Source organism: Clostridium thermopalmarium DSM 5974 (assembly GCF_002995795.1).
In the GTDB taxonomy this organism is placed as follows: Bacteria; Bacillota; Clostridia; order Clostridiales; family Clostridiaceae; genus Clostridium_H; species Clostridium_H thermopalmarium.
Window position 1 is genome coordinate 15558 of record NZ_PVXN01000004.1, and the last position, 26141, is coordinate 41698.

A 26141-nucleotide genomic window follows, 5' to 3' on the forward strand; every position below is an offset into this window, starting at 1 on the left:
GTTAATACATGATATCTACTTTATGTTCAGCAATGGATTTTCCTTTTTTTTAATTTTTGCTAAATCAATCTGATTTTCGATTAATCTGTTTTGAAGATCCATTATCTTATACTTAGAAGACTGCACTTGGAATTTTAATTCCTTATTTTCTGATTTTAAATCACTTTTTTCCTTTAAGTGCTTTTTTATAGTTTCTCTCAAAATTTCAATTTCATCTCTTAAGGCTGAATTTTCTTCCTCAACCTGCTTTATATATTCTCCTCTCTTAGCACTCTCTAACTTATTTTGTAGTTCAGCATTATATTCCTCTAGATTTTTTATATGCTTTTTCAAGTCATCTATTTGAGTCTGGAGAGTTTTCTCTTTATTTTTAGCTTCATTAACTTCCTTTTGAAAAGTTTCACAGCATTCATCGCTTTTAAACTTTTCATCTACTATGTTTATAGCTGCTAAAACAGAAGCATCTGATATGCTAAGTCTGCTGTTTTTCTTTAATATTTCCGCTATTTTTTTATCTACATATCCTGCTACTTTATGTAAGTATTCTTCTTTTTCTTCACCCTTAAGATTATACTCTGAACCGTTTATCTTAACAGTTACTATATTCATTTGAACACCCTCTTAGATAAATTCCTTAATTATTACATACATTTTAACATATTTTTTTAATATATGAAACATGAATTTATCTAAATTCTAGTGATGTTTATTTATCTAAGTTCTGCTCCTAATTTTTGTTCAAGTGCTTTTATTATCTTATCATGTACTTTAGATACATCATTATCAGTCAAAGTTCTATTTTCTCCTCTATACGCTAGGGCGTAAGCTACACTCTTCTTTCCTTCTGGAACTTGTTTTCCTTTGTACACATCAAATAATTTTGCACTTTCTAAAATCTTTCCACCTTGGTTTTTAATAATATCTTCTATTTCCTGAACAAGAATACTTTCATCTACTAATATAGCTATGTCTCTTGTTACAGCAGGAAACTTTGGAAGAGGTGTATAGCTTTTCTCCATAACAGCATTTTTATATAATACATCAAGGTTAAGCTCTGCTATATAGCATCTTTCATCAATTCCATAATTTTCAGTTACATCTGGATGTACTTCACCGACTACTCCTACGTACTGTTTCTTTATATAAAGTGCAGCTGTCTTTCCTGGATGAAAACTTGGATTCTCACTTTCTCTTTGGAATTTAATTTTATTTACTCCTAAAGCATCTATTATGTTTTCAACTACTCCTTTTAAATCTAAATAGTCTACATTTCCATACATACCTATAGTAACTATATTTCTCTCTTCAGGAAGTTCATTTTCGTCTTCTGTTGGTATATATACTTTTCCTATTTCAAATAATCTAACTATTTCATTATTTCTTGAATAATTTCTAGCTAAAGCTTCCATCATTGAAGGTATTGATGTAGTTCTCATTATGCTGTAATCTTCTCCAAGAGGATTTTTTATAGCTACAGCCTTTCTTAAAATGCTGTCTTTTGGTATTAAAACTTTATCAAAGACCTTAGGACTTACGAATGAATATGTTATAGCTTGATTAAGTCCGCTAGATATTAAAGTTTGTAAAACTTTATCATCTAAAACTTGCTTTGTATTTTTTCCTCCTCTTATGTTTTCTACGCTTGGAATAGTAGATGAAATATTATTATATCCATAAATTCTTGCAATTTCTTCAGCTATATCTTCTCTTATGTTTATATCGCTTCTAAAAGTAGGAACATTTATAACTAATGTGTCTCCTTCAATATCAGTCTTTAATTCTAATCTATCTAGATACTTTTTCATATCTTCCTTTGTCATATCTGTTCCTAAGAACTTATTAATCCAGTTTGAATCTACCTTTAATACATGCGGTTCTACCTTCTCTGGATATATGTCAATAACACCTTCCATAACTTCCCCAGCACCTAATTCTTGAACTAGATGACAAGCTCTATTCATAGCAATTTCCACAAGGTTAGGATCTAAATCTTTTTCAAACTTGCTTGAAGCATCTGTTCTTAATCCCAGATTTTTAGAAGATATTCTAATGTTTGTTCCATCAAAATTAGCACATTCAAAAACTATTGCTGTAGTATCATCTTTAACTTCTGAATTTAACCCTCCCATAATACCAGCAAGACCAATAGTTCTATCTCCATCTTTAATATTTAACACTTGTGAGTTTAAAATTCTTTCCACACCATCTAGAGTTGTAAACTTTTCGCCTTCTTTAGCTCTTTCAACTACTATTCTATTAGAAGATATTTCTCTTCTATCAAAAGCGTGCATTGGTTGACCAAGCTCTATCATTACAAAGTTTGTTATATCAACTATATTATTTATTGGTCTAACTCCAGCTTCTATAAGTCTTTCCTGCATCCATTGAGGTGAAGGAGCAATTTTTATGTTTTTAACACCTTTTGCCATATATCTTCTGCATAATTTATCTTTTATCTCTACTTTTATATCGTCTTCTATATTATCTTTGCACTTTGAACTATACTCAAAATTTGGCATTCTATATTTTTTTCCTAAAGTTGCCGCTGTTTCTCTTGCTATACCAACTATGCTTAAACAATCTGGTCTATTTGAAGTTATTTCAAAATCTATAGTAGCTTTTTCTAAATCTATGACTTTCTTTATATCTTTTCCAATTGGTGTACCCTCTGGGAGAATCATAAGGCCATGCACTGGTTTATCCCCAGCAATTCCAAGTTCTTCTTCCGAGCAGAACATACCATTTGATACGGCTCCTCTTAACTTGCTTTTTTTAATCTTTGTTCCATCAGCTAAAGTGGAACAATGCAGTGCAGTTGGAACTACATCTCCTTCCTTCATATTTTTTGCTGCTGTAACTATTTGAATAGGCTCTTCTTCTCCTATATCTACCTGACATATAGACAATCTCTCAGCTTCTGGATGTGCTTCGATCTTTAGTATCTTTCCTGTGACTACCTTATCAACAATATCTCCAGTTACTATAATCTCTTCTACTTTTGAACCTGAAAGAGTTAAAGCATCACCTAATTCTTTAGGAGTTATATCTATATCAACATAATCTTTTAGCCAATTTACTGGTACTTTCATTAAAATTCCCTCCTATATCATTTAAAATTGATTTAAAAATCTCATATCACTTTCATATAATAATCTTATATCATCTAATTCATATTTTTGCATAACCATTCTATCTAGTCCAAATCCAAAAGCAAATCCGCTATATACCTCTGGGTCTATTCCACAATTTCTTAAAACATCAGGATGAACCATTCCACATCCTAAGATTTCAATCCATCCACTGTTTTTACAAACATTGCATCCCTTTCCTCCGCACACAAAGCAAGTTGCATCCACTTCAGCAGAAGGTTCTGTAAATGGAAAATGATGAGGTCTAAATTTAGTTTGCATTTTTTCTCCAAACATCTTTTTAATAAATAGTTCAAGGGTTCCTCTTAAGTCCGCAAATGTTATACCTTTATCTACTACCAGCCCTTCTACTTGGTAAAATATTGGTGAATGAGTAGCATCCACTGCATCTGAACGATAAACCTTTCCTGGAGCTATCATCTTTATCGGTGGTTTTTGATTTTCCATAGTTCTTACTTGTATTGGTGAAGTTTGAGTTCTTAAAACCACATTTTCATTTATGTAAAAAGTATCTTGTTCCCCTCTTGCAGGGTGATTTTTAGGAATATTTAAAGCTTCAAAATTATAATAATCCTTTTCTACTTCCGGCCCCTCTTCTACAGAAAAACCCATAGAAATGAATATATCAATTATGCTTTCTAAAGTAAGTTGAAGAGGATTTTTCTTTCCTATAAATTGCTTTCTCCCAGGCATGGATATATCTATTACTTCACTTTTTAACCTTGCCTCTTTTTCTTTATTCTTAATATTACTTGATGCAGCCTCAATTAAACTTTCTATATGTTCTCTTACCTCATTAGCAAGCTTTCCAACTATAGGTCTCTCTTCTGGAGACAATTTCCCCATTCCTCTTAAAATCTGAGTAAGTTCACCTTTCTTTCCCAAATATTTAACTCTAATGTTTTCAAGTTCTGTTTTGCTTGAAACTTTATTAAGCTCATCCAAAGCAGTATTCTTGATTTGCTCTAATTTTTCTCTCATATTTCTTCTCCTTTCATAACTTATATAAATAAAAAACTCCATCCCTTAAACTTAGGGACGAAGTTACTCCGCGTTACCACCCTTATTAGCTGCAAAAACTTACAGCTCTCTTATTAAAAGTTATCGGATTTACCGCTAATTGCTACTTTTAATTTTCACAATTAGAACTCCAGAGCGAACTTCGATATACTCCTTCTTAAAAAGGTTTCCAGCCTATGACCTTTTCTCTCTGCAAGAATTAGTCTATCTACTCTCTCCATCATAGTTTATCAATTTATTATTTTAATCTATATCTATAAACTTACATAATATTATAACCACAATAAATCAAAATTTCAAATATTTTTTTGTTTTTCTTTTTGTCTTACCGCTTCATACATCATAATGCTAGCTGCTACAGCTGCATTTAAAGACTCTGCTCCTCCAGGCATAGGAATTTTCACTTTCTCATCATTTAATTCGTATAATTCCTTACTTATTCCATTTCCTTCATTACCTACACATATTACAACCTTACCAGTTAAATCCACATCATAAAAGTTATTTTCTGTGTCCAATGAACTTACTATAATTTTAAAACCATTACTTTTTAAATCTTTTATAATTTTAAAATTATCGTCTTCAATAATAGGAATATTGAATATTGAACCCATTGTAGATCTTAGAGTTTTATCATTGTATACATCAACAGTTCCTTTAGTAACTATGACTCCTAAAGCTCCACTTGCATGAGCACTCCTAATGATAGTTCCCATATTGCCTGGATCCTGAACTTTATCAGCTAATACATAAAATCCTTCCTTATTAGCTATATTAACTTTTTTATTATTAACAACAGCTAAAATTCCCTGAGGGTTTTCTGTATTACATAGTTCTTTTAATAGTGATGCCTTTATACAATTTATCTTAGTATTATTCTGTATTAACTTATCAATGCCAAATTCTCTATATTTATCTAGTGCATTTTCACTTATAAAAATATATGGCACTTCAAAAGAAGACTTTAGAGCCTCTTCTACAAATCTAAAACCTTCTATAATAAATTGTTGATTTTCTATTCTATATTTTTTTTTATTTAATTTTTTTACTTCCTTGATTAGAGAATTATCTTTACTTTCAATAGTATCCACAAAGTCACCCTCTAACAATCTATTTTTTCCTGTATAATAAAATAAAATGCAGCTCTAAGGCTGCATTTTATTTTAAGCGTTTAATTGTTTTTTTGCAACTTCAACTAAATCAGCAAATGCCTTTGGATCATTTATAGCAATCTCTGAAAGCATTTTTCTATTCATGTTTATTCCAGCAAGCTTAATTCCATTCATGAATCTTGAATAAGAAAGACCATTCATTCTTGTAGCTGCATTTATTCTAGCTATCCAAAGTCTTCTAAAGTCTCTTTTCTTTAACTTTCTGCCAACGTATGCAAATGCCATTGCTCTCATTACAGTTTCGTTAGCAACTCTAAATGTCTTACTTCTTCTTCCATAATATCCTTTTGCAAGCTTTAATATTTTTTTATGTTTTTTACGAGCATGCATAGCTCTTTTTACTCTAGCCATTAGATAAACCTCCTTTTGTTACCATTACCACTATAGATATGGTAGTAATTTTTTCATTACTTTTTCTTGTGCTTCAGATACAAGTGCACCTTTTCTAAGATTTCTCTTTGTTTTAGAAGATTTCTTAGTTAATATGTGGCTCTTAAAAGCCTTAGCTCTCTTAAGCTTTCCACTTCCTGTTTTCTTAAATCTCTTTGCTGCACCTCTATGACTTTTCATTTTTGGCATAATAAAATTCCTCCTTTCAATTAAGCCTTTTTGGGAGCTAATATTAAAACCATATTTCTCCCCTCAAGTTTTGCAGGCTTTTCAATAACACAAACATCTTCTATCTTTGATACAAATAAATTTAATATGTCATTTCCTTTATAGGAATAATCAGCTTCTCTTCCTCTAAATCTTACTGTAACTTTAACTTTATCTCCATCTTTTAGGAATTTTTTTGCTCTGTTAGCTTTTATTTCAATATCATGTTCTTCAATTGTTGGACTTAATCTGATTTCCTTAATATTTACAACCTTTTGATTTTTCTTAGCTTCTTTGACTTTCTTAGTTTGCTCATATAGATACTTTCCATAATCCATTATCTTGCAAACCGGTGGAACTGCATTTGGGGATATCATTACTAAATCCAATTCTTTTTCTTCAGCTGCCTTCAAAGCCTCTTTAATGTTTACGATACCACACTGTTTTCCATCTTCACCTATAAGTCTTACTTCCTTTTCTCTAATTTGTTCATTAATAAGACACTCTTTTTTTATATTCTTTCACCTCCGAAATAACTTTAAAGCCTTTAAACATACATTTCTATATTTCTATCTTAAGAATTATAGACCATATTAAAATTGATTTAACAAATAAAAAGGGACAGCTCAAAGCTGTCCCATACATTTCATAATCTAAAAATGCTTAACATAGCATAATGAATGTATAACCTTACTAGCGATGCTGTAAGGTGAGAAACAGCTTAGTTTCTTCTTGACAAATAGTATTCTACTAGTATTAGCTCATTATGTCAATACTTTTTTATAAAGTATTAATTCTTTTTTCTATTTTATTCATAATATCCTCTACAAAAACATCTAAATTCATTGATCCTAGGTCTCCTTCATCTCTTGACCTTACTGATAAATTATTTTCATTCATTTCCTTTTCTCCAATAATCAACATATAAGGTACTTTTTCAAGTTGAGCTTCTCTAATCTTATATCCTATTTTTTCAGCTCTCTCATCCATTTCTACTCTAATTCCCTTATCAAATAGATAATTTCTAACCTTTGTTGCATATTCAATATATTTATCTGATATTGGGAGAATCTTAACTTGGACTGGAGCTAACCATACTGGGAATTTACCTGCATAATGCTCAATCAATATACCTATAAATCTTTCTATACTTCCAAAGGCAACTCTATGGATCATTACAGGTCTATGTTTTTCTCCATCCTTACCTACATAAGTTAAATCAAATCTTTGAGGCATTTGCATATCTAATTGAATAGTTCCGCATTGCCATGTTCTTCCTATGCAATCTTCTAAATGGAAGTCTATCTTAGGTCCATAGAAAGCTCCATCCCCCTCGTTTATTATATAATCGAGTCCTAAATCTTCTAAAGCCTCTCTTAATCCATTTTCAGCTCTTTCCCATTCTTCATCAGTTCCCATTGAATCTTCTGGTCTTGTAGACAATTCCACGTGATACTTAAATCCAAAAGTCTTATAGACTTCATCTATTAATTTTGCAACACCTTTTATTTCATCCTTTATTTGCTCTGGAAGCATGAATATATGAGCATCATCCTGGGTGAAAGCTCTTACTCTCATAAGTCCGTGTAACGCTCCTGAAAGTTCATGTCTATGAACTCTTCCCAATTCTGCATAACGTAGTGGTAATTCTCTATAAGAGTGAATTGCTGTCTTATAGGCAAGCATACCACCTGGGCAGTTCATTGGTTTTATTGCAAAATCTTGATCATCAATCTTTACTGTATACATATTATCTTTATAATGATCCCAGTGACCTGAGTTTTCCCAAAGATGCCTACTTAAAATAATAGGAGTTTCTATTTCAGCATATCCAGCTTCTCTATGAAGTTCTCTCCAATAAGCTAAAAGAGCATTTTTAAGTTCAATTCCTTTAGGTAAAAATAATGGGAAACCTGGTCCTTCATCTGGAATTATAAATAACCCTAACTCTTTTCCTAATTTTCTATGATCTCTTTTTTTAGCTTCTTCCATCATGCGAATATATTCATCTAACTCACTCTTTTTAGTGAATGCAGTTCCATATATTCTTTGAAGCATTTTGTTCTTTTCATTACCTCTCCAATAAGCTCCTGCAACTGAAAGCAATTTTACTGCTTTAACATCTTTAGTTGAAGGAACATGAGGACCTGCACAAAGATCAACAAATTCTCCCTGCTCATAGAAAGATATAAGTGCATCTTCTGGTAAATCTTCAATTAATTCAACCTTATAATCTTCATTTCTTTCTTTCATAAATTTTATAGCTTCTTCTCTTGGAAGTATAAATTTCTTTAACTGAAGATTTTCCTTAATTATCTTCTCCATCTCTTTTTCAATCTTTTCTAGTATTTCTGGAGTAAAAGAAAAATCAGCATCAAAGTCATAATAAAATCCGTTGTCTATTGCTGGTCCTATTGCAAGCTTTACATCAGGATACAATCTTTTTACTGCTTGAGCTAATATATGTGAAGCAGTGTGTCTTAGAGTAGCTCTTCCATCTTCGTCTTCAAAAGTTAGTATTTCTAAAGTACAATCTTCATTTACTTTATCCATAAGCTCAGCCTTGTTACCATTAATCTTTGCTCCTAAAGCCTTTTTTCTTAAAGAAGGGCTTATTTTAGAAGCTATTTCTCCAACAGTTAATCCTTCTTCAACCTCAAGAATCTTTCCATCTTTTAGTGTAATTTTAACCATAATTTTTCCTCCTTGTTCATATATTCATTTTATTTTCCCAAAAAATAAAACTCATCCCAAAATGGGACGAGTAATATCGTGGTTCCACCCAAATTAACAATAGAATATTAACAACAATATTCTAAAGTCATCTTGATAATTTTAACGCTTATTAAGCGGATAATATCTACTAAATTTAAATTATATTTCGATATTCAACTCAAAGGTGGTTTTCAATAGTACTTGCACAGAAAATCTTTCAGCCTACGGATTTTCCTCTCTTAGAACAGTATACTATCTACTCTTCCTTATCATCGTCTTTATCTTATCTTTATAACGTTTTAATGAGCATATCTCTATTTTTAGTAAATTATATTATTAAAAATTCTAAATGTCAACTACTTATACCTATATTTTTATAGCATTTTTTATTTTATTGCAGATTTCACAATTATTACATATTGTAACCCTGTTTTCGAATACCTTTTTAATAGTATCTATTAATTCTTTATTTCTGCAATTATCTTCGCAGTGAATTATTATTTTTTCTGGACAATATGTTATGAGTCCACTTATAATTAAATCCTCAGTACCCACATTTCCTATATATTTGGTTTGAGATAGATCATTTAATATTTCATCCATTATGTCACTGCCATTACCGTCTTGTATATTATAGCTTCCATCCTCTCTAATAGCTATATTAATTTCACTAATTTTACTTTCTTGAATTTCTACAAAGTACTTTAATAATTTTATAAATTCATTATATTCCTTTTCTGCCATGTACTTTTCTACTACTTTATTAACTATATCTTCTAAATCTTTACGAAGCTCTTTTACCCTAAAAGTAATAAATCCCTGTAGATTAAATTCACTATTTTCTTCAATACAGTTTTTTATTTTATCAATTATTTCATTTTTTTTATTCATACAAAAAACCATATCTTCATCAGTAATTCTTTCTTCATCATTTAGCACTCTAAAACTCCTATTTGCAATTTCTTTCATTTCATCATATCTTAGAAAAAAATAAACGTCCGCCAAATAATGGTACATTTCATCTTCATAGTATTTTTTTATAACAATTTTATATAATATATTAGCTATATATAAATTAAACCTATTTTTTAATTTTATACTAAAGTCATAATCATTACAAAATATTTTTACAAAATTAAATCCTGAATCTATGCTTTCAGAAATTCCAAGGAATACATTTTTCTGCTCAAAGTATTCTTTCATGTCACTTAAATATTCCATAATATCTTCATCCTCATTACTGTAAACCATCGTAAATAATAGCACATTACACACTCCTTCCTTGGATTAGTATGTGTTTAATTATAATGTCTATACAAAACATTAAAATATTTACATCTATCCAACATGGACATAAACTTTATACTAATGTTATATTATATTTAAAATTTAACATTATAAAGGTGATATTCATGAAAAAAATAATTATTGATCACAGAACTTCTTACGAAGAAAAAAATAATTTGTCAAGACTCAAATACAAAATTTTAGAATGCCCTCCCTGCTTAACTCTTTACCAGGCTGTTTGCGGTCATCCTGATATGCTTTTACATATTATAGATAATCAAAGGATAATTGTTCATAAAGATATGCCAGAAAGCTTTATAGAAAATTTAAAAAACTTAGGTTTAACCGTTATTTTATCAAATTCTTCTTTATCATCCAGTTATCCTTTTGATATTATATTGAATGCTGTTAGTATCTCAAATTTATTTATTCATTATACAGATTATACAGATAAAAATTTGTTGGATATAGTAAGTAAAAGTAAAAAATTAATTAAAGTAAAACAAGGATATACAAAATGCTCTACAGCTATTGTAAGTGAAAAAGCTGCAATAACCAGTGATGTTCCTATTGCAAAAGCCTTATATGACCAAAATATAGATGTATTGCTTTTGCCTCCTGGAGATATAGAACTGCCTGGTTTGGATTATGGATTTATTGGTGGAACCTGTGGTTTAATTGAAGAAAATGTTTTAGCCTTTTATGGCGATCTAAGCTGCTATGCCTATGGAAAAGACGTTTTAAGTTTTTTAAAAAAACACAATGTTGAACCATTTTTCTTACGCAAAGGCAAACTTATAGATAGAGGAAGCATTTTTACACTAGATTAGAGTTTAAGCATTGAAGTTTATACACTATATGATAAATTGAAGCGTAATAAAAGATTGGCCATAGCTCATTTTGAATTACTAGACTTTAAAGCCACATTATGGTAAAATATTTATATAGGGAATTATTGGGATACAAGAGGAGGATTCCTATGGTAAAACTTAAAAGCAAATATATTTTGCTTTCTTTAATTTTTAGCCTTATACTTCTAACTATAGGCTTTTTAGTTGCTCTACTAATATCCAGGTATTATAATAATATGAATATAGGAGATGTTATGTTTTTTATAGGTCTTGGAACTACTTCTTTAGGAGCTCTTACGATGCTTAATGGAAGCCCATCTGGAGCGGACATATCTAAAATGGGATGTAATACTTCACAATATGATGCATTCTATAATCTTGAATCCTTAAAAATTTCAAGAAAACCACTTGATTATATTAAAAACTTTAAACAAAATTCAGTCATAAAGCTTACCTTTAGCGGACTTACCATGATACTTGGAGGAATACTTTCAGTATTGTTTAGTACACTTTTAAATATGTAAGTTCAATTAGTAAAAATCAAATATTTTAGTGATTAAAGTGTATAAATTCTATTTGATAATCTTTTCTTGTAGCCTTTGTAATTTCTAAGATTTTAAGAAAATAAAAAAATAACCTTAATATGTATTAAGGTTATTTTTTTATTGGAGGCGCCACCCAGATTCGAACTGGGGAATCAGAGTTTTGCAGACTCGTGCCTTACCACTTGGCTATAGCGCCACATATTAAATTTTAAAATCTTATAATAAAACAGACATTTATTTTGTTAAATTTACTATTCACTAGCTTATCCTAATTTCTAACTAGTTTATTGGAGGCGCCACCCAGATTCGAACTGGGGAATCAGAGTTTTGCAGACTCGTGCCTTACCACTTGGCTATAGCGCCTCATTGGAGCGGAAGACGAGATTCGAACTCGCGACATTCACCTTGGCAAGGTGACGCTCTACCACTGAGCCACTCCCGCTTATTGGTGGCTGGACCAGGAATCGAACCAGGGACACGAGGATTTTCAGTCCTCTGCTCTACCGACTGAGCTATCCAGCCACAAGCAAAATATATATTAGTTATATTGGCGACCCAGAAGGGGCTCGAACCCTCGACCTCCGGCGTGACAGGCCGGCACTCTAACCAACTGAGCCACTGGGCCATATCATAGAAACTTTAATCACCAATGGTGGGCACAACAGGGATCGAACCTGTGACCCCCTGCTTGTAAGGCAGATGCTCTCCCAGCTGAGCTATGCGCCCACATCTTATTTTTACTATCGCTATCAGCGACAATAATTATTATATATATTTTTTTCATCCTTGTCAAGATGTTTTTTATCATTTATTTCTTAAGACCCTGATCTCTTTGACCGTGTCTCAAACGCATTACTATAATATAAAATCTACCGAACAATGTCAACAAATAAAAAAATAATTATGGGAAAATAGCTATATTTTTCTTTAATATATTCTATTTTCCTCATACTTTCTCATAGCAAAACAGATTAAATTTGTTCTAGAAGTTTTCCTATTTCATCATGAGTGAATTTATAGGAAGTATTACAAAACTGACATTTTATTTCTTCTGTTTTTCCTTCTTCATATATTTCTTGCAAGTCTTTTTTTCCTATGCTTATAAGAGCTCTTTCTACCTTTTCCTTAGAACAATCACATTTGTATGCCGGCTCCATTTCCTCTAGTATCTTCAAATCCATATCATCAAATAAAAAATTTACCATATCATATATAGTTTTTCCTTCACTTAAAAACTTAGTTATATGTCCCAAATCTTGAAGTCTATAGGTTATTAAATCTGCCAGCATATCATTAGCTCCTGGCATCAGTTGAATTATTATTCCTCCTGCTTCCTTTATGCTCAAATCCTTATCCACCAACACTCCTAGTCCAACCGCAGTTGGTGTTTGTTCTGAAACTGTGAAATAATATGCTATGTCATCCCCAATTTCTCCTGTATATATAGGTACCTGACCTACATATGGTTCCTTAAGTCCCAAATCTCTTATTACAACTAATCCTCCATTTTTACCTACAATTCCACTTACATCTAACTTTCCCAAATCATTTGCTGGTAAATCTGCAGAAGGATTTCCTATATATCCTTTGACATGGGCATCTGCATAGCTTGTAACTACAATTTCTTTTGCTGTTCCGCCCCCATCAATCTTCAAGGTGATTACATCCTTGTCGGATTTTAGCATAGCCCCCATTAATGTTCCTGCTATTAGCATTCTTCCAAGTGCAGCTGCTGCAGTTGGAGCACAATTATGCAATTTAACTCCATCGTTTACTAGATTTTTTGTTGATGCAGCTATAATTCTAACCTGTCCATCTTTAGCTATTGCTTTTATTAATTTATCTCCCATTATAAAATTACCTCCTATTTTTTACTAAGGACGTAAACAATTCTTTCTGTGTCCTCTTTTATGTTTTCACTTTCATAATTATTTAATTTTTTTAAAATAATAAATCCTATATCATTCAATATTTTGTCTAGAAAACTCATCTTGTAAGCTCTTTCTCTGTGTTCTTCATCAAATCTTCTGTAGAACTCTCCCTCTTTTATAAAAAAAGTAAGGTACATATCTACAATATTATCTTCTAGCACATTCTCCCATATATATACTACATCACCATCATCATAATTATATATATTATTTCCTAAAATTTTGGTCAATTTATAATATGAATTTATATCAAACACGAAGATTCCATCTTCATTTAAATGCTCATATACACATCGAAAATATTTTATCAAATCTTCATCACTTAATATGTAATTTGTTGAATCTAAAACACAGGTTATTAAGTCAAATTTCCTGTTTAATTTTAAGTCAACTATATTTTGACATACAAATTTTGCTTTTATCTTTTCACGTCTTATTTTATCTTCGGCTTCGGTGAGCATTTCTTGAGATATGTCTACTGCCCAAGTATGTTTAAATTCTTTTCCTAGTTCTTTTGTCATGTTTCCAGTTCCGCAGGCTAGATCTAAATAATCCTCCTTTTTTATATTATATTCATTACATATATTAAGTAAAATTTTTGCCCATCTTTTATAGTCTACATCTGCATATATCAGTTTATCATAAATATGTGCAAATTCTTTATAGCATTCCAATATTGCTCCCCCCCTCGCTTTTAGGCTATCCAATATTTATAATTCTTTTTAGTACTTGATTAATATAATATTTTTTATGTTAAAAATCAACAGAAATAAGTTATCATAAAGTGATTTATGTACTTATTCTATTTTCTTTGTAGCATCATCTTCCATTTCTTGTATAATATCATTCTTCGGTATTTTCAATTCTCTTTTCCTTTTGGTCATTATTCCCCCTATCCTTCCAGTCTCCTCTGCTGTAAGACCACCCCAACCATATTTGTCTACTTTATCTTTCAATCCTAGTTCATCGGCTATTTCATATTTTATTTTTTCTCTTAATTTTTCTAATTCTGTTAATTCTCTATTAGATTTTAATTTAGATTTTATAACCTTTTTTAAAGGTGTTTTCCCCATTTATATTCCTCCCATTTAAGTATAAATTAATAATATTATTTTCCACCTATCCAAAACTTTTATACCTTAAAGAGGATTTTGTTAATATATTAATTTTTTATCATATTGTTTACAGACTGCATATTATGATTAGTGTAAAAATCATTGTTTTTTATATAGCTTAAGTTGTATAATTATAATTAATATATTTGAAATTGAAATTGGACTAATTGATAAATTAATTCTAGGAGGATTTATTATGAAATACAATGTTGCTGTAGTAGGTGCTACCGGTATGGTAGGAAACAAATTTATTGAAGTCCTGGCTGAAAGAAATTTTCCAGTAGATAATCTATATCTATTTGCTTCTAAAAAATCAGCAGGCAAAATACTTAAATTTAAAGATATGGATTATATCGTAGAAGAACTTAAGGAAGAAAACATAAAAAATAAAAAAATAGATTTTGCACTTTTTTCTGCTGGAGCAACTGTAAGCTCGGAATATGCTCCGATTTTTGCAAAATATGGAGCTGTGGTTATCGATAACAGCAGTGCATGGAGGATGGATCCTGAAGTTCCTCTAGTTGTTCCTGAAGTGAATCCAGAAGATATTAGACTTCACAAAGGTATAATAGCTAATCCAAACTGTTCAACAATACAAGCTGTTGTAGCCTTAAAACCTTTATATGATAAGTATGGTATAAAAAGAATAGTATATTCCACTTATCAAGCAGTTTCTGGTGCTGGTGTTGGCGGATTTACAGATTTAAAGGAAGGATATAAAGGAAACCCACCTAAAAAATTCCCATATCCTATAGCTGGAAACGTACTTCCTCATATAGATGTATTTCTTGATAATGGATATACTAAAGAAGAAATGAAAATGATAGATGAAACTAGAAAAATTCTTCACGATAAAGATTTAAGAATAACTGCTACTACTGTTAGAGTTCCTGTATTCTATGGACATAGCGAAAGTATTAATGTAGAATTAGAAAAGCCTTTTAAAATCGAGGATATTTTCTCATTATACAAAAATTCAGAAGGAATAATATTAAAAGACGATGTTAAAAACTTAGAATACCCTCTTCCTATTGAAGTTGAAGGTCATGATGAAGTTTATGTAGGAAGAATACGTAGAGATTTTAGCTTGGAAAATGGATTAAATCTTTGGGTAGTTGCTGATAATATAAGAAAAGGTGCCGCTTTAAACGCTATTCAAATTGCAGAACATATGATTACCAATGATTAATTTTAAGGGGGATTTAAAATGAGTTTATTTAAAGGATCTGGAGTTGCCTTAGTGACTCCTTTTAAAAACGGAAGAGTTGACTTTGAGAAACTTGAACAACTTTTAAACTGGCATGTTGAATCTAAAACTGATGCTATTATTATCTGTGGTACTACTGGTGAAGCTTCAACTATGACCGAAAATGAAAGAAAGGAAACTATTAAGTTTACAGTAGATGTTATAAATAAAAGAATTCCTGTGATAGCTGGTACTGGAAGCAATAACACAGCAGCTGCTATAAGCATGTCAAGATGGGCTGAAAGCATAGGCGTAGATGGATTATTGGTTATAACTCCTTATTATAATAAAACAACTCAAAAGGGTTTATTTGAGCATTTTAAAGCCATTAATGACAGTGTTAATACTCCTATAATAATGTACAATGTTCCTTCTAGAACAGGACTTAATATATCTCCAAAAACTCTATTAAAACTGTGTGAACTTAAAAATATTGTAGCTATAAAAGAAGCCAGCGGAAATATAAGCCAGATTGCAGAAATGAAGGCATTATGTAGAGATAAAATAGATATTTATTCAGGAAATGACGACCAAATCATTCCTATACTATCTCTTGGTGGAATTGGTGTAATATCTGTACTTGCTAATGTTTATCCAAAGGAAACTCATGATATGTGCGAATTATATATGAATGGTAAACAAGATGAAGCTCTTAAACTTCAACTTGATCTGTTACCTGTTATTAACGCTCTATTTATCGAAACAAACCCTATACCTGTAAAAACTGCTATGAATTTAAAAGGAATGGAAGTTGGTGAATTGAGACTTCCTCTATGCAGTATGGAAGAAGCTAATTTAAACGTATTAAAATCATCATTAGAAAATTACCATAAGCTATCAAAGGGGGAATAATCCCATGACAAGGATTATATTAAATGGATGCTGCGGAAAAATGGGAAAAGTTATTTCTCAAAGCTCGCTAAACTTTCCAAATTTAAAAATTGTAGCTGGTGTAGATAAACTTGGTGAAAATTCACCACAGTATCCTGTATTTAAAAATATTGAGGAGTGTAATGTAGAAGCAGATGTAGTTTTAGATTTTTCAAGACCTGATGCCTTAAATTCTCTTTTAAATTACTGCAAAAATAAAAACTTGCCTCTAGTACTATGCACTACTGGGTATAGTGAAGAAGAACTAAATCTAATTCAGGAAGCCAGTAAAGAAATACCTGTATTTCGTTCAGCAAATATGTCCATAGGTATAAATTTAATAAATAATATATTAAAAGATATAAGCGCTATGCTTTATGAAAACTATGATATAGAAATAGTTGAAAAACATCATAATCAAAAGATAGATGCTCCAAGTGGAACTGCTCTTCTTTTAGCTAATACAATAAAAAATGCTATACCGGAAGAAACAGTATTTAACCAAGGTAGAAGCGGAATAGCCAAACGTGAGCACAATGAAATAGGTATTCATGCAATCCGCGGTGGCAGCATAGTAGGAGAGCATGAAGTCATCTTTGCAGGAGCTGGAGAAATTATAGAATTTAAACACACCGCTCTATCTCGTGAAGTGTTTGCTGTAGGAGCTCTTAAAGCGTGTGAATATATGTGTGGAAAAGAAATCGGAATGTACTCTATGGACAATGTCATAAAAGGTAATTGAGCAGCAGAATAGTCTAGGATTTTTAAGAGTTTAGTTTAGAGAGTGTAAGAAAGATAAAAAGGCAATCAGCATTTTTCGCTGGTTGCCTTTTTATTATTTTACCATGTGGCATGCTACAAAATGTGCCTCTCTTACTTCTTTTAAGTCTGGTCTTTCATTTCTACATTTTTCTGTAGCATATGGACAACGATCAACAAATTTACATCCTGGTGGAGGGTTTATAGGACTTGGAACCTCTCCTTCTAATGGAATACGATTTTTGCTTCTTTGTAAATCCGGATCAGGTATTGGAATAGCTGATAGCAACGCTTTTGTGTATGGATGCATTGGATTTTCGTATAATTCATCGCTTTCAGCAAGCTCCGCCATAGCGCCAAGATACATAACAGCAACACGATCTGAAATATATCTAACCATAGATAAATCGTGAGCTATAAATAAATAAGTTAACCCGTATTGTTTTTGAAGGTCTTGAAGCAAGTTTACAACCTGAGCCTGTACAGAAACATCTAGAGCTGAAATAGGCTCATCACAAACAATAAAATCTGGATTTAGAGCTAATGCTCTGGCAATGCCTATTCTCTGCCTTTGACCGCCACTAAATTCATGTGGAAAGCGGTTAGCATGTTCTTTATTTAGGCCAACTAACTCTAAAAGTTCATATATACGTTCTTGTCTTTCCTTGCCTTTTAAAATACCATGAATATCTATTCCTTCAGCTATTATATCTCCTACAAGCATTCTTGGATTTAAGGAAGCATAAGGATCTTGAAAAATCATCTGAGCTTTTTTATTAAATTCCTTTTTATCTTTAGCACTCATCTTATGAACATTCTTACCGTTAAACTCAACTATTCCATCTGTTGCCTTATAAATATTTAAAATAGTTCTTCCTGTAGTTGATTTCCCACATCCTGATTCTCCTACAAGTCCTAAAGTTTCCCCTTTATATATATCAAAACTGACGTCATCAATAGCTTTTAAAAAAACTCCCTTTTCCACTTCAAAATACTTTTTTAAGTTTCGAACTTTAACTAGTACTTGTTTTTCACTATTTGTATTACTCATTACTCAATTACGCCTCCTTCCTCTTTAGTTTTGTTTTTGTTAGAGTTAATAATAGGAGATTCTACTTTAGGCGCATATGGATGATTCAACCAACATGCTGATTCATGACCTTCTCCAATATTAAACATAGGAGGCATTTGCTCTCTACATATTTTCATAGCGTACTCACATCTATCCGCAAAGGGACATCCTTTTGGTGGTGCAAACAAATCCGGAGGAGTACCTTCAATAGATGATAGCCTTTCCTGCTTTTTATCTATATCTAGTCTAGGAACTGAGTTTAAAAGTCCCCATGTATATGGATGTCTAGATTTATAAAATATATCATCTACATTGCCTTTTTCTACAATTTTTCCTCCATACATAACCATAATTCTTTGTGCTATATCTGCAACAACTCCTAAATCGTGAGTAATCATGATTATAGAAGTATTTATCTTCTTTTGAAGATCTTTCATAACATCCAAAATCTGAGCTTGTATAGTAACATCCAAGGCAGTTGTAGGTTCGTCAGCTATCAAAAGTTTAGGATTACATACTAGTGCTACTGCAATCATAGCACGCTGACGCATACCACCTGAAAATTGATGAGGATATTCTTCAAATCTCTTTTCCGGATTAGGAATTTGAACTAATTTTAGCATTTCTATAGCTCTCTTTTTAGCTTCTTCATCTGAAACATTTTGATGTTTCTTAAGTCCTTCCATGATTTGTTTTCCAACAGTCATAGTTGGATTTAATGAAGTCATAGGATCCTGAAAAATCATGCTAATTTTTTTCCCTCTGATTTTTGTCATTTCCTTTTCTGACTTCTTAACTATATCTTCTCCATCAAATATTATTTCTCCACCTTTAATCATTGCTGGCGGCTCTGGATTTAGTCTCATTATTGTCTTTGATGTAACTGATTTTCCACAACCTGACTCCCCTACTATAGCAATAGTTTCCCCTTCATATAAATCAAAGGACACTCCACGCACTGATTGTACTTCACCAGCATAAGTTTTAAAAGAAACTTGCAAATTTTTTACATCTAGTATCTTCTTCTTCACTTTATTTCACTCCCTACGTTCTTAGTTTAGGATCTAGCGCGTCTCTTAAACCGTCTCCAAGTATGTTGAATGCTAACATTGTTAAACTAAGTGCTAATGCTGGTACTAAGAGCTGCTGCGGATATTGAGTAAATACCTTAGCTCCGTCATTAACTAATGATCCCCATGATGCCATAGGTGCTGGTATACCTAATCCTATAAAGCTTAAAAATGCTTCTGAGAATATCATTTTTGGAATCATCATTGTCATATTAACTATAATAGGTCCCATTGTATTTGGAATTAAGTGCTTAAATATAATTCTCTTAGGGTCTGCGCCTAAAACTTCAGCAGCTATAACATATTCTGAATTCTTTAATCTTAAAACTTCTCCACGTACAATCATAGCTGTTTGCATCCATCCTGTAGCTGCAAGTACTATTATTATTGGTCCAAGTCCAGGTTTCATAACTGTAAGAAGTAAGATTATATATAGAAGGTCTGGCACAACCATTATTATCTCTACAAAACGCATCATCAGAATATCAACATTTCCTCCTAGATATCCTGCAACTCCTCCATAGATAATCCCAATAAATATAGTTATAAACACTGCTACAAACGCTATTAAGAAAGATGTTCTGCCGCCTTTCCAAAGGCGAGTAAATAAGTCTCTACCGAACTCATCTGTTCCAAGCCAGTATTGCTTATTAAACCATTTATCTCCTTTAGTCTCAACAACTAAGTTATTTCCACTTTTTTTGAATTTAATTCCTCTAAAATCAGGATCTTGACTTAACAATTCTTCTGATTTAGCATTTAGCTTATCCACAACACTTTTCCATGTGTCATCTGCCTCTACTGTTATAGCTAATGAAAATTCCTTTTTATCTCCTTGATAAGAAGATTCTGCTTGATTTCCAATTTTAAATTCTAAATCTCCTGTGCCTTTAAATTGTACATTTCTAAATACAATCTTTGTCTTTCTTAGGTTAGGTTTATAAGTCTTATATTTAAAAACCTGATTTTTTACTGCAGTTATACTTCTTTGATTACTCATTATAGAAGTTTGATTTTGGTTAGCTAAATTTTGTTTACGATAATCATGTCCTTGTACCTTAGCCGAAATAATAGGACCAATTAAAGACATTACGATTAAAACCACTAAAATCCAGAAGGAAATAATGGCAGGTTTATTTTTCTTAAGTCTTCTCATAGCGTCTTCTAAATAAGACATACTTGGACGCTTAATTGATTGGGCTTCTTGTAAATTTTTACCTACATGTTCAAACATTGATTTGTCTATCTTTTCCATACTGCCTATTTTCCTCCTTTTCCTGAAATTCTAAGTCTTGGATCTATAAATCCATACGCTATATCTACTACCAATACTGATAAAATAATCAATACGGCATAAAAAATGGTAATACCCATTATCATTGAATAATCCTGCTCTAATATGGAACTAACAAAAGACCCTCCAAGTCCTGCTACTGCAAAAACCTGTTCTATTACTATAGAACCAGTAATTATACCTGCAAATAGTGGTCCAAGCACCGTTACAACTGGCATTATGGCATTTCTAATTACATGTTTCCATACTATTTGAGTTTTATTAAGTCCTTTTGCTTTTGCTGTTTGAATATAATCTTGTCCTAAAACTTCTAATGTTGTGGTACGCATAAGTCTTGATATAAAAGCTAGAGTTCCAAGGCCTAAAGTAAGAGATGGCAATAAAAGGGATATCTGGCTATTATCTACTGTTACTGGAAGCCATCCTAAATTAACTCCAAAGGTATATGCAAGAAATGGCCCCATAACTATGCTGGGTACCGATACTCCTATAATAGCTATGAATATTACAAAATAGTCTAATATTTTTTCATGATTTAAAGCTGCAATTATGCCAAATATTAAACCGAACACAACTGCAAATACCATAGCTCTCCAACCTATTGCAAAAGACTTTGGAAAACCTTCTGCTATAATCTGGTTTACAGACCTTCCAGGATATTTTATTGATGTTCCTAAGTCACCTTTTAATAAATTTCTCATGTATATACCATATTGTTCAATTACAGGTTTGTCCAATCCATATTTATGCGTTAAAGCTTCTTTTACTGCCGGTGACATTTTAGGATTATGGAATGGATCACCTGGAAGTGCTTTCATAAGCCCAAAAGTTAGAGTTGCTATTACCCAAAGGGTTATGATAGCATAACATATACGTTTAAAAATGTATTTTAACACACTACCTTCCTCCTATTTTCTTTTGCCATTATTTCTACTAAATAAAATATGTTATATTTAAATTATAAAATTCAGTAGCTTTCTTAATATATATTTTCATAAGTAAAAAGGTATACGCGAAAACATATACCTTTTCACTTACTTTTATATTTTTACATTTTTATATTTCCAAACTACTTCTGTGCTTGTGCTTCCTTAGCATCCATGTCTATATCTGCCCAATAGAAATCAGTTGTTGGACCTGCTCCTCTATTAACTACGCCTGTTAAGTAGTCTTTAAATACCCAGTGACTAATTCTGAAATATTGTGGAGCAACAGCAGCCTTATCTATAAGTATTTTTTCTGCTTCGTAGAACATCTTCATACGTTTTGCTGGATCCTTTTCTACTCTAGCATCATTTATTAATTTATCATACTGTGCATTGCTGAATTTTCCATAGTTATTTCCATTACCAGTTTGGAATAAATCTAAGAATGTCATTGGATCCATATAGTCTGGTCCCCATCCATTAGCAGCTATAGCAAATTCTCCTGCTTTTAATCTTCTTAATTTTTCACCCCAAGGTACTGGTACAAGATTTACTGTAACACCGATTTCTTTCCAATCTTGTTGGAACTTAACTGCTATTTTTTGAGCTATATCAGTATCCTCAATAACCATATCAATAGCTGGTAATTGTTTAAGTCCTAATTCTTGAAGTCCTTTTGCTAACAATTGCTTTGCTGTTTCTTTATCATTATCTTTTATTAATTCCATTCCATTTTCTTCTCTAAAGGATTTATTTAATCCTGGGAAGCTTTCAGGAATTAAAGCTAATGCTGGTCTATCTCCTAAATTGATTTTTTCTACAAAACTAGTTCTATCCATGGCAAGCATTAAAGCTTTTCTTATATTTTCATTCATTGTGTATTTATTGTTAAATTGATTGAATTCCATATAGAATACACTATAGTCTGGCATATCAACCATATCTTGAAGATGATACTGCTCACGAGTTGCAAGGTCTTGGAACTCTGGAAGGTCTTTTGCCTGTATCGCTGATCCATCAAGTTTTCCAGTTTTTAATAGATTGGTTCTTGTTTCAACCTTATCAACTATCTTTATATTCATTTCATCTATTTTTATATTATCCTTATTCCAGTAGTTATCATTTTTAACTAATTTAAAGCTGTCTTTATGATTCCATTCTTTTACTACCCATGGACCATTTGAGTATAATCCAGCAGCTTCTAGCCCGTAACTGTTATCAGCTTTGTGCTTTTCATAGAAGTCTTTATTCATTGGATAGTATACTGGGAAGGCTGTTAACCCAACAAAATATGGAGTAGGACCTGATAATTCTATTTTTATGCTGTCTCCTTCAGCTTTTGCTCCAACCTTTGCCCATAAGTCATCTTTTATTTTTTGATATTCAGACTTTTCTGCATCTGTCATAGATTCTATACGTTTTGCTATTTGGCTGTTAATTTCTTTCTTCTTAGCATCATCTTTTTCATTTTCAGCTTTATCTAATAACGCCTTAAATGAAGGGTCTTTTTCAGCTAGGAAACTTTTTTGAGTTACAGCAGCATATGCATCTGCGCCCTTTATATATTGACTAATCATAAAGCTATATACTGTTTGCTCATCCATTGCTAATCTCCAAGCAAAGAAGAAGTCATCAGCAGTTACTGGTTTTCCATCGCTCCACTTAGCATCTTTTCTTAATTTGAAAGTATAGGTATTAGTTGCTTCATCATAGGTATATGATTCTGCCACACCTGGCTCATATTTACCTTCTTCTTTTCCAAAACGCATTAATCCTTCAATGAACATGTTAGCAATAATCATATCAGGCTGTCCTGAAATTTGTTGTGCGTCTAGCGTTTCTGGCTCAGCACTTGAATAATAATCAAGAACTTTTTTCTTTCCACTTGATGCAGAGCCACCTGCTTCAGTGTTTTGCTTTGCTCCACCAGCTGTATCGCTTCCACTATTTTGGCCGCATCCAGTTAATGCTGCACCCAATAACATTGCCCCGGCAAGAATCAAAGCTGTCAATCTTTTTTTCTTCATTAATACTCCCCCTTATATTAACTTAATAATAATATCCAATAAGATTTTCCACCTAATAACTATATGTAAATATATAACAGGTCGAAAACTAATTGCAATATCTAATTAAAATAAATTCATATATCATTATTTTTTGTTAATTATTAATAATATATAATTTATCATTTATTTTTTTAAAATAATATCATGTTTTTAATCATTAGTCAATATTTTTAATATTTAGTTAAATGTTTAACTTATATGTAACGAGAATTTCGGTATTTTAATATAATTTTTTAATTAAAATATATTGTAATATGAAATTAAGGTACACTAAAGTTTCTAAATTATTAAATTATTGAATATTTTTATTAATTATATTCATTAACTCCATAAATATATGATAGTTTTTTGTTATATTTTTTTAATCCAAGTTTCTAATCTACTTGTGGCTTTATATAGATCCTCTAAACTATAACAGTAGGACAACCTAACATATCCTTCTCCTCCTATTCCAAAGGCAGAACCAGGTACTATAGCTACCTTAGCTTCATTTAGTGCTCTTTCACAAAATTCATCACTGCTCATATTAAAGTTCTTTATACTTGGGAACATATAAAATGCACCTTTAGGAAGATTAACACAAAATCCCATAGAAATTAATCTTTCATATAAATAATCTCTTCTTTTTATAAACTCATTTTTCATAACTTCAACTTCAGATAAACAAGTTCTAATTCCTTCATAGGCTCCCCATTGAACAACAGAAGGAGCACAAGATACAGCATATTGATGAACTTTTATTATACTACTTATTAAATCAGTATGAGCGCAAACATATCCTAATCTTAATCCCGTCATTGAGAACATCTTTGAAAATCCACTAACAAAAATAACCTTATTTTTTATATCTTCATACTGAGCTACAGAATGATATTCATCTTCAAATACAAGAGAGCTATATATTTCATCAGTTATAACTAAAATATTTTTATTTTTTATTAAGCCATGAAGTTTATCTTTATCATTTTTAGTTAAAACTGCACCTGTAGGATTGCAAGGATAGGATAATACCATTAGTTTAGGATTTTCTTTATCTATAACTAATTCTAAATTTTCATGATTTATAGAAAAATCATCATTTAACTCATAGTTTACAACTCTTCCACCTAAAAGTTTTACACAGCTTTCATATGCTGGATAAGCTGGAGTTGGTATTAAAACTTTATCCCCTTTATTAATAAAAGCGGCAAAAACAGCTAACAGTCCTTCACTTCCTCCTACTGTTATGCAAATTTCATCTTTGTCATAATCAATATGAAAATACTTTTTTAAATATTTGGATATCTCATTTCTTAACTCTTCTATACCGGCATTAGAGGTATACTCTGTTTTATTATCATTAATAGCTTCTATCATAGCCTCTTTTATTCTTTGAGGTACTGGAAAGTCTGGTTGTCCTACAGTAAGAGAAATCGCATCGGGTATCTTAGCTACTTTATTAAAAAATTTTCTTATACCTGATATTTCTATGTTTTGAACATTTTCAGAAATAAAGTCTTTCATATTTAGCCTCTCCAATTCTACAATATTTTGTCTATATAATAATAATATAAATTGTACTCCATTGACAAGCAAGTGTCTATACAAAACATAATACAGTATATAAAAAATTTTCCTTTTTTAAAATTATAATTTTCCTACATATTTTTACTTTAAATTACAATTAATATTTATTATAATATACATTATATTTTAAATACAAAGAGGAGGATATAGAATGCATTACGATTTAACAGATCCATATGAAATTGCAAAATACATAAAAGAAGCAAAAAAGTCTACTCCGCTTAAAGTGTATGTAGATGGTAACCTAGAAGAGTGCAATTCTACTGGCATTGAGTGTTATGGTAACAATGGTTTTTATATTTTATTTGGCGAAAGCTCTGAAATATTAGATTTCTTAGAGAAAAATAAGAAAAATATAAAAAAGTACAAAATAGAGCAAGATAGAAGAAATTCCGCTATTCCTATGTTAGATATAAAGAATATAGATGCTAGAATAGAACCAGGTGCAATAATTAGGGATATGGTATCTATTGGTAAAAACGCTGTGATTATGATGGGGGCAGTCATAAATATAGGCTGCGAAATCGGTGAAGGTACTATGGTTGATATGAATGCAGTTTTAGGTGCTCGTGCAAAACTTGGAAAGAATGTTCACTTAGGAGCTGGTGCAGTGGTTGCAGGAGTGCTAGAGCCACCAAGTAAATCTCCTTGCGAAATAGGTGACAATGTTTTAATAGGTGCAAACGCTGTAATATTAGAAGGAGTAAAAATTGGTGACAATTCTGTAGTTGCTGCTGGCTCAGTAGTAGTAGATGATGTACCTTGCAATGTAGTTGTAGCTGGAAGCCCTGCTAAAATAATAAAACATGTAGATGAAAAGACAAAAGATAAAACAAAACTAATGGATGACTTAAGAAAATAGACGCTTGGCAGTTTTACCAAGCGTC

At 31.4% G+C, this 26141-nt stretch carries 24 protein-coding genes, 6 tRNA genes and 2 other annotated features; of the genes, 6 read left to right on the forward strand and 24 right to left on the reverse strand.

What is annotated here, in order from left to right; genetic code table 11:
* Window positions 1–15: 15 nt before the first annotated feature.
* From CPAL_RS00320 to ytxC, 9 genes are all read right to left on the reverse strand, one after another.
* On the reverse strand, window positions 16–609 hold the full coding sequence (locus CPAL_RS00320; RefSeq protein WP_106023839.1) for a cell division protein ZapA: 594 nt from the start codon (window positions 607–609) through the stop codon (window positions 16–18).
* Window positions 610–710: 101 nt separating this feature from the next.
* Window positions 711–3089, reverse strand: a complete 2379-nt coding sequence (gene pheT, locus CPAL_RS00325; RefSeq protein WP_106023840.1) for a phenylalanine--tRNA ligase subunit beta — start codon at window positions 3087–3089, stop codon at window positions 711–713.
* Window positions 3090–3110: 21 nt separating this feature from the next.
* Window positions 3111–4130 (reverse strand): phenylalanine--tRNA ligase subunit alpha, encoded by a 1020-nt coding sequence (gene pheS, locus CPAL_RS00330; protein WP_106023841.1) that lies wholly within the window; start codon window positions 4128–4130, stop codon window positions 3111–3113.
* 50 nt (window positions 4131–4180) lie between these two features.
* Window positions 4181–4402, reverse strand: a binding site (T-box leader).
* A gap of 63 nt (window positions 4403–4465) precedes the next feature.
* The gene (locus tag CPAL_RS00335; RefSeq protein WP_061857077.1) at window positions 4466–5260 is read right to left on the reverse strand and encodes a TrmH family RNA methyltransferase; all 795 of its coding nucleotides are present in this window, start codon (window positions 5258–5260) and stop codon (window positions 4466–4468) included.
* A 72-nt stretch (window positions 5261–5332) separates the two neighbouring features.
* Window positions 5333–5692: a 50S ribosomal protein L20 gene (gene rplT / locus CPAL_RS00340; RefSeq protein ID WP_061857078.1), complete on the reverse strand. Its 360-nt coding sequence runs from the start codon at window positions 5690–5692 to the stop codon at window positions 5333–5335.
* A gap of 30 nt (window positions 5693–5722) precedes the next feature.
* On the reverse strand, window positions 5723–5920 hold the full coding sequence (gene rpmI / locus CPAL_RS00345; RefSeq protein ID WP_061857079.1) for a 50S ribosomal protein L35: 198 nt from the start codon (window positions 5918–5920) through the stop codon (window positions 5723–5725).
* A gap of 20 nt (window positions 5921–5940) precedes the next feature.
* Entirely contained in the window at window positions 5941–6453 is a 513-nt protein-coding gene (infC, locus tag CPAL_RS00350; RefSeq protein ID WP_106023842.1) for a translation initiation factor IF-3, read from the reverse strand.
* A 265-nt stretch (window positions 6454–6718) separates the two neighbouring features.
* Window positions 6719–8632 carry a threonine--tRNA ligase gene (gene thrS, locus CPAL_RS00355; RefSeq protein ID WP_061857081.1) on the reverse strand — a complete coding sequence of 638 codons (1914 nt, stop codon included), beginning with the start codon at window positions 8630–8632 and terminating at the stop codon, window positions 6719–6721.
* A 59-nt stretch (window positions 8633–8691) separates the two neighbouring features.
* Window positions 8692–8935: a binding site (T-box leader), on the reverse strand.
* Window positions 8936–9019: 84 nt separating this feature from the next.
* Window positions 9020–9919, reverse strand: coding sequence for a putative sporulation protein YtxC (ytxC, locus tag CPAL_RS00360; protein ID WP_061857082.1), 900 nt, complete (start codon window positions 9917–9919; stop codon window positions 9020–9022).
* 146 nt (window positions 9920–10065) lie between these two features.
* On the opposite strand from ytxC, the gene CPAL_RS00365 reads away from it, so the two are divergent.
* Both CPAL_RS00365 and CPAL_RS00370 read left to right on the forward strand, forming a co-directional pair.
* Window positions 10066–10770 carry a DUF6873 family GME fold protein gene (locus CPAL_RS00365; RefSeq protein ID WP_061857083.1) on the forward strand — a complete coding sequence of 235 codons (705 nt, stop codon included), beginning with the start codon at window positions 10066–10068 and terminating at the stop codon, window positions 10768–10770.
* A gap of 149 nt (window positions 10771–10919) precedes the next feature.
* The gene (locus CPAL_RS00370) at window positions 10920–11315 is read left to right on the forward strand and encodes a hypothetical protein (RefSeq protein ID WP_061857084.1); all 396 of its coding nucleotides are present in this window, start codon (window positions 10920–10922) and stop codon (window positions 11313–11315) included.
* A gap of 142 nt (window positions 11316–11457) precedes the next feature.
* Here CPAL_RS00370 and CPAL_RS00375 read toward each other — a convergent pair.
* The 9 genes from CPAL_RS00375 to CPAL_RS00415 all read right to left on the reverse strand — a co-directional run bounded on the left by CPAL_RS00375 (window position 11458) and on the right by CPAL_RS00415 (window position 14340).
* A tRNA-Cys gene (locus CPAL_RS00375) sits at window positions 11458–11532 on the reverse strand.
* Between the two features lie 92 nt (window positions 11533–11624).
* Window positions 11625–11699, reverse strand: a tRNA-Cys gene (locus CPAL_RS00380).
* Window positions 11700–11703: 4 nt separating this feature from the next.
* Window positions 11704–11778 (reverse strand) — tRNA-Gly (locus CPAL_RS00385).
* A gap of 4 nt (window positions 11779–11782) precedes the next feature.
* Window positions 11783–11858: transfer RNA gene (locus CPAL_RS00390), tRNA-Phe, on the reverse strand.
* 26 nt (window positions 11859–11884) lie between these two features.
* Window positions 11885–11961, reverse strand: a tRNA-Asp gene (locus tag CPAL_RS00395).
* A gap of 25 nt (window positions 11962–11986) precedes the next feature.
* Window positions 11987–12062: transfer RNA gene (locus CPAL_RS00400), tRNA-Val, on the reverse strand.
* A gap of 245 nt (window positions 12063–12307) precedes the next feature.
* A complete protein-coding gene (gene hslO / locus CPAL_RS00405) occupies window positions 12308–13186 on the reverse strand; it encodes an Hsp33 family molecular chaperone HslO (RefSeq protein WP_061857085.1) in 879 nt (292 codons plus the stop codon).
* A 14-nt stretch (window positions 13187–13200) separates the two neighbouring features.
* On the reverse strand, window positions 13201–13941 hold the full coding sequence (locus CPAL_RS00410) for a class I SAM-dependent DNA methyltransferase (RefSeq protein WP_061857086.1): 741 nt from the start codon (window positions 13939–13941) through the stop codon (window positions 13201–13203).
* Window positions 13942–14064: 123 nt separating this feature from the next.
* On the reverse strand, window positions 14065–14340 hold the full coding sequence (locus CPAL_RS00415) for an alpha/beta-type small acid-soluble spore protein (protein ID WP_061857087.1): 276 nt from the start codon (window positions 14338–14340) through the stop codon (window positions 14065–14067).
* A 238-nt stretch (window positions 14341–14578) separates the two neighbouring features.
* On the opposite strand from CPAL_RS00415, the gene CPAL_RS00420 reads away from it, so the two are divergent.
* From CPAL_RS00420 to dapB, 3 genes are read left to right on the forward strand one after another with little or no spacing between them, the layout of a single operon-like run.
* Complete coding sequence (locus CPAL_RS00420) at window positions 14579–15571, forward strand: aspartate-semialdehyde dehydrogenase (protein ID WP_106023843.1); 993 nt, start codon at window positions 14579–14581, stop codon at window positions 15569–15571.
* 18 nt (window positions 15572–15589) lie between these two features.
* Complete coding sequence (dapA, locus tag CPAL_RS00425) at window positions 15590–16480, forward strand: 4-hydroxy-tetrahydrodipicolinate synthase (protein WP_106023844.1); 891 nt, start codon at window positions 15590–15592, stop codon at window positions 16478–16480.
* Window positions 16481–16484: 4 nt separating this feature from the next.
* Window positions 16485–17240, forward strand: coding sequence for a 4-hydroxy-tetrahydrodipicolinate reductase (dapB, locus tag CPAL_RS00430; RefSeq protein WP_106023845.1), 756 nt, complete (start codon window positions 16485–16487; stop codon window positions 17238–17240).
* 93 nt (window positions 17241–17333) lie between these two features.
* Here the strand turns inward: dapB and CPAL_RS00435 are convergent, their stop codons facing one another.
* The 6 genes from CPAL_RS00435 to CPAL_RS00460 all read right to left on the reverse strand — a co-directional run bounded on the left by CPAL_RS00435 (window position 17334) and on the right by CPAL_RS00460 (window position 25191).
* A complete protein-coding gene (locus CPAL_RS00435; protein WP_106023846.1) occupies window positions 17334–18308 on the reverse strand; it encodes an ABC transporter ATP-binding protein in 975 nt (324 codons plus the stop codon).
* Window positions 18308–19360: an ABC transporter ATP-binding protein gene (locus tag CPAL_RS00440; RefSeq protein WP_061857092.1), complete on the reverse strand. Its 1053-nt coding sequence runs from the start codon at window positions 19358–19360 to the stop codon at window positions 18308–18310. Before CPAL_RS00440 ends, CPAL_RS00435 begins: the two co-directional genes overlap by 1 nt.
* A 13-nt stretch (window positions 19361–19373) precedes the next feature.
* A complete protein-coding gene (locus CPAL_RS00445; protein ID WP_106023847.1) occupies window positions 19374–20654 on the reverse strand; it encodes an ABC transporter permease in 1281 nt (426 codons plus the stop codon).
* 5 nt (window positions 20655–20659) lie between these two features.
* The gene (locus tag CPAL_RS00450) at window positions 20660–21589 is read right to left on the reverse strand and encodes an ABC transporter permease (RefSeq protein ID WP_061857094.1); all 930 of its coding nucleotides are present in this window, start codon (window positions 21587–21589) and stop codon (window positions 20660–20662) included.
* A gap of 173 nt (window positions 21590–21762) precedes the next feature.
* Window positions 21763–23646 carry a peptide ABC transporter substrate-binding protein gene (locus CPAL_RS00455; RefSeq protein ID WP_061857095.1) on the reverse strand — a complete coding sequence of 628 codons (1884 nt, stop codon included), beginning with the start codon at window positions 23644–23646 and terminating at the stop codon, window positions 21763–21765.
* 393 nt (window positions 23647–24039) lie between these two features.
* On the reverse strand, window positions 24040–25191 hold the full coding sequence (locus CPAL_RS00460) for a pyridoxal phosphate-dependent aminotransferase (protein WP_061857096.1): 1152 nt from the start codon (window positions 25189–25191) through the stop codon (window positions 24040–24042).
* A 214-nt stretch (window positions 25192–25405) separates the two neighbouring features.
* Between CPAL_RS00460 and dapD the strand changes: the two genes are divergently transcribed.
* Window positions 25406–26116, forward strand: coding sequence for a 2,3,4,5-tetrahydropyridine-2,6-dicarboxylate N-acetyltransferase (gene dapD / locus CPAL_RS00465; RefSeq protein WP_061857097.1), 711 nt, complete (start codon window positions 25406–25408; stop codon window positions 26114–26116).
* Window positions 26117–26141: the final 25 nt, after the last annotated feature.

What these genes read in the sequence shown, in the direction of transcription:
- CPAL_RS00445 (WP_106023847.1), bottom strand. Translation starts at nt 20,654, where the DNA reads ATGGAAAAGATAGACAAATCAATGTTTGAACATGTAGGTAAAAATTTA.
- CPAL_RS00435 (WP_106023846.1), bottom strand. Translation starts at nt 18,308, where the DNA reads ATGAGTAATACAAATAGTGAAAAACAAGTACTAGTTAAAGTTCGAAAC.
- CPAL_RS00415 (WP_061857087.1), bottom strand. Translation starts at nt 14,340, where the DNA reads ATGGGGAAAACACCTTTAAAAAAGGTTATAAAATCTAAATTAAAATCT.
- hslO (WP_061857085.1), bottom strand. Translation starts at nt 13,186, where the DNA reads ATGGGAGATAAATTAATAAAAGCAATAGCTAAAGATGGACAGGTTAGA.
- rpmI (WP_061857079.1), bottom strand. Translation starts at nt 5,920, where the DNA reads ATGCCAAAAATGAAAAGTCATAGAGGTGCAGCAAAGAGATTTAAGAAA.
- rplT (WP_061857078.1), bottom strand. Translation starts at nt 5,692, where the DNA reads ATGGCTAGAGTAAAAAGAGCTATGCATGCTCGTAAAAAACATAAAAAA.
- dapA (WP_106023844.1), top strand. Translation starts at nt 15,590, where the DNA reads ATGAGTTTATTTAAAGGATCTGGAGTTGCCTTAGTGACTCCTTTTAAA.
- CPAL_RS00320 (WP_106023839.1), bottom strand. Translation starts at nt 609, where the DNA reads ATGAATATAGTAACTGTTAAGATAAACGGTTCAGAGTATAATCTTAAG.
- thrS (WP_061857081.1), bottom strand. Translation starts at nt 8,632, where the DNA reads ATGGTTAAAATTACACTAAAAGATGGAAAGATTCTTGAGGTTGAAGAA.
- pheS (WP_106023841.1), bottom strand. Translation starts at nt 4,130, where the DNA reads ATGAGAGAAAAATTAGAGCAAATCAAGAATACTGCTTTGGATGAGCTT.
- CPAL_RS00455 (WP_061857095.1), bottom strand. Translation starts at nt 23,646, where the DNA reads ATGAAGAAAAAAAGATTGACAGCTTTGATTCTTGCCGGGGCAATGTTA.
- CPAL_RS00460 (WP_061857096.1), bottom strand. Translation starts at nt 25,191, where the DNA reads ATGAAAGACTTTATTTCTGAAAATGTTCAAAACATAGAAATATCAGGT.
- dapB (WP_106023845.1), top strand. Translation starts at nt 16,485, where the DNA reads ATGACAAGGATTATATTAAATGGATGCTGCGGAAAAATGGGAAAAGTT.
- pheT (WP_106023840.1), bottom strand. Translation starts at nt 3,089, where the DNA reads ATGAAAGTACCAGTAAATTGGCTAAAAGATTATGTTGATATAGATATA.
- CPAL_RS00370 (WP_061857084.1), top strand. Translation starts at nt 10,920, where the DNA reads ATGGTAAAACTTAAAAGCAAATATATTTTGCTTTCTTTAATTTTTAGC.
- CPAL_RS00420 (WP_106023843.1), top strand. Translation starts at nt 14,579, where the DNA reads ATGAAATACAATGTTGCTGTAGTAGGTGCTACCGGTATGGTAGGAAAC.
- CPAL_RS00365 (WP_061857083.1), top strand. Translation starts at nt 10,066, where the DNA reads ATGAAAAAAATAATTATTGATCACAGAACTTCTTACGAAGAAAAAAAT.
- dapD (WP_061857097.1), top strand. Translation starts at nt 25,406, where the DNA reads ATGCATTACGATTTAACAGATCCATATGAAATTGCAAAATACATAAAA.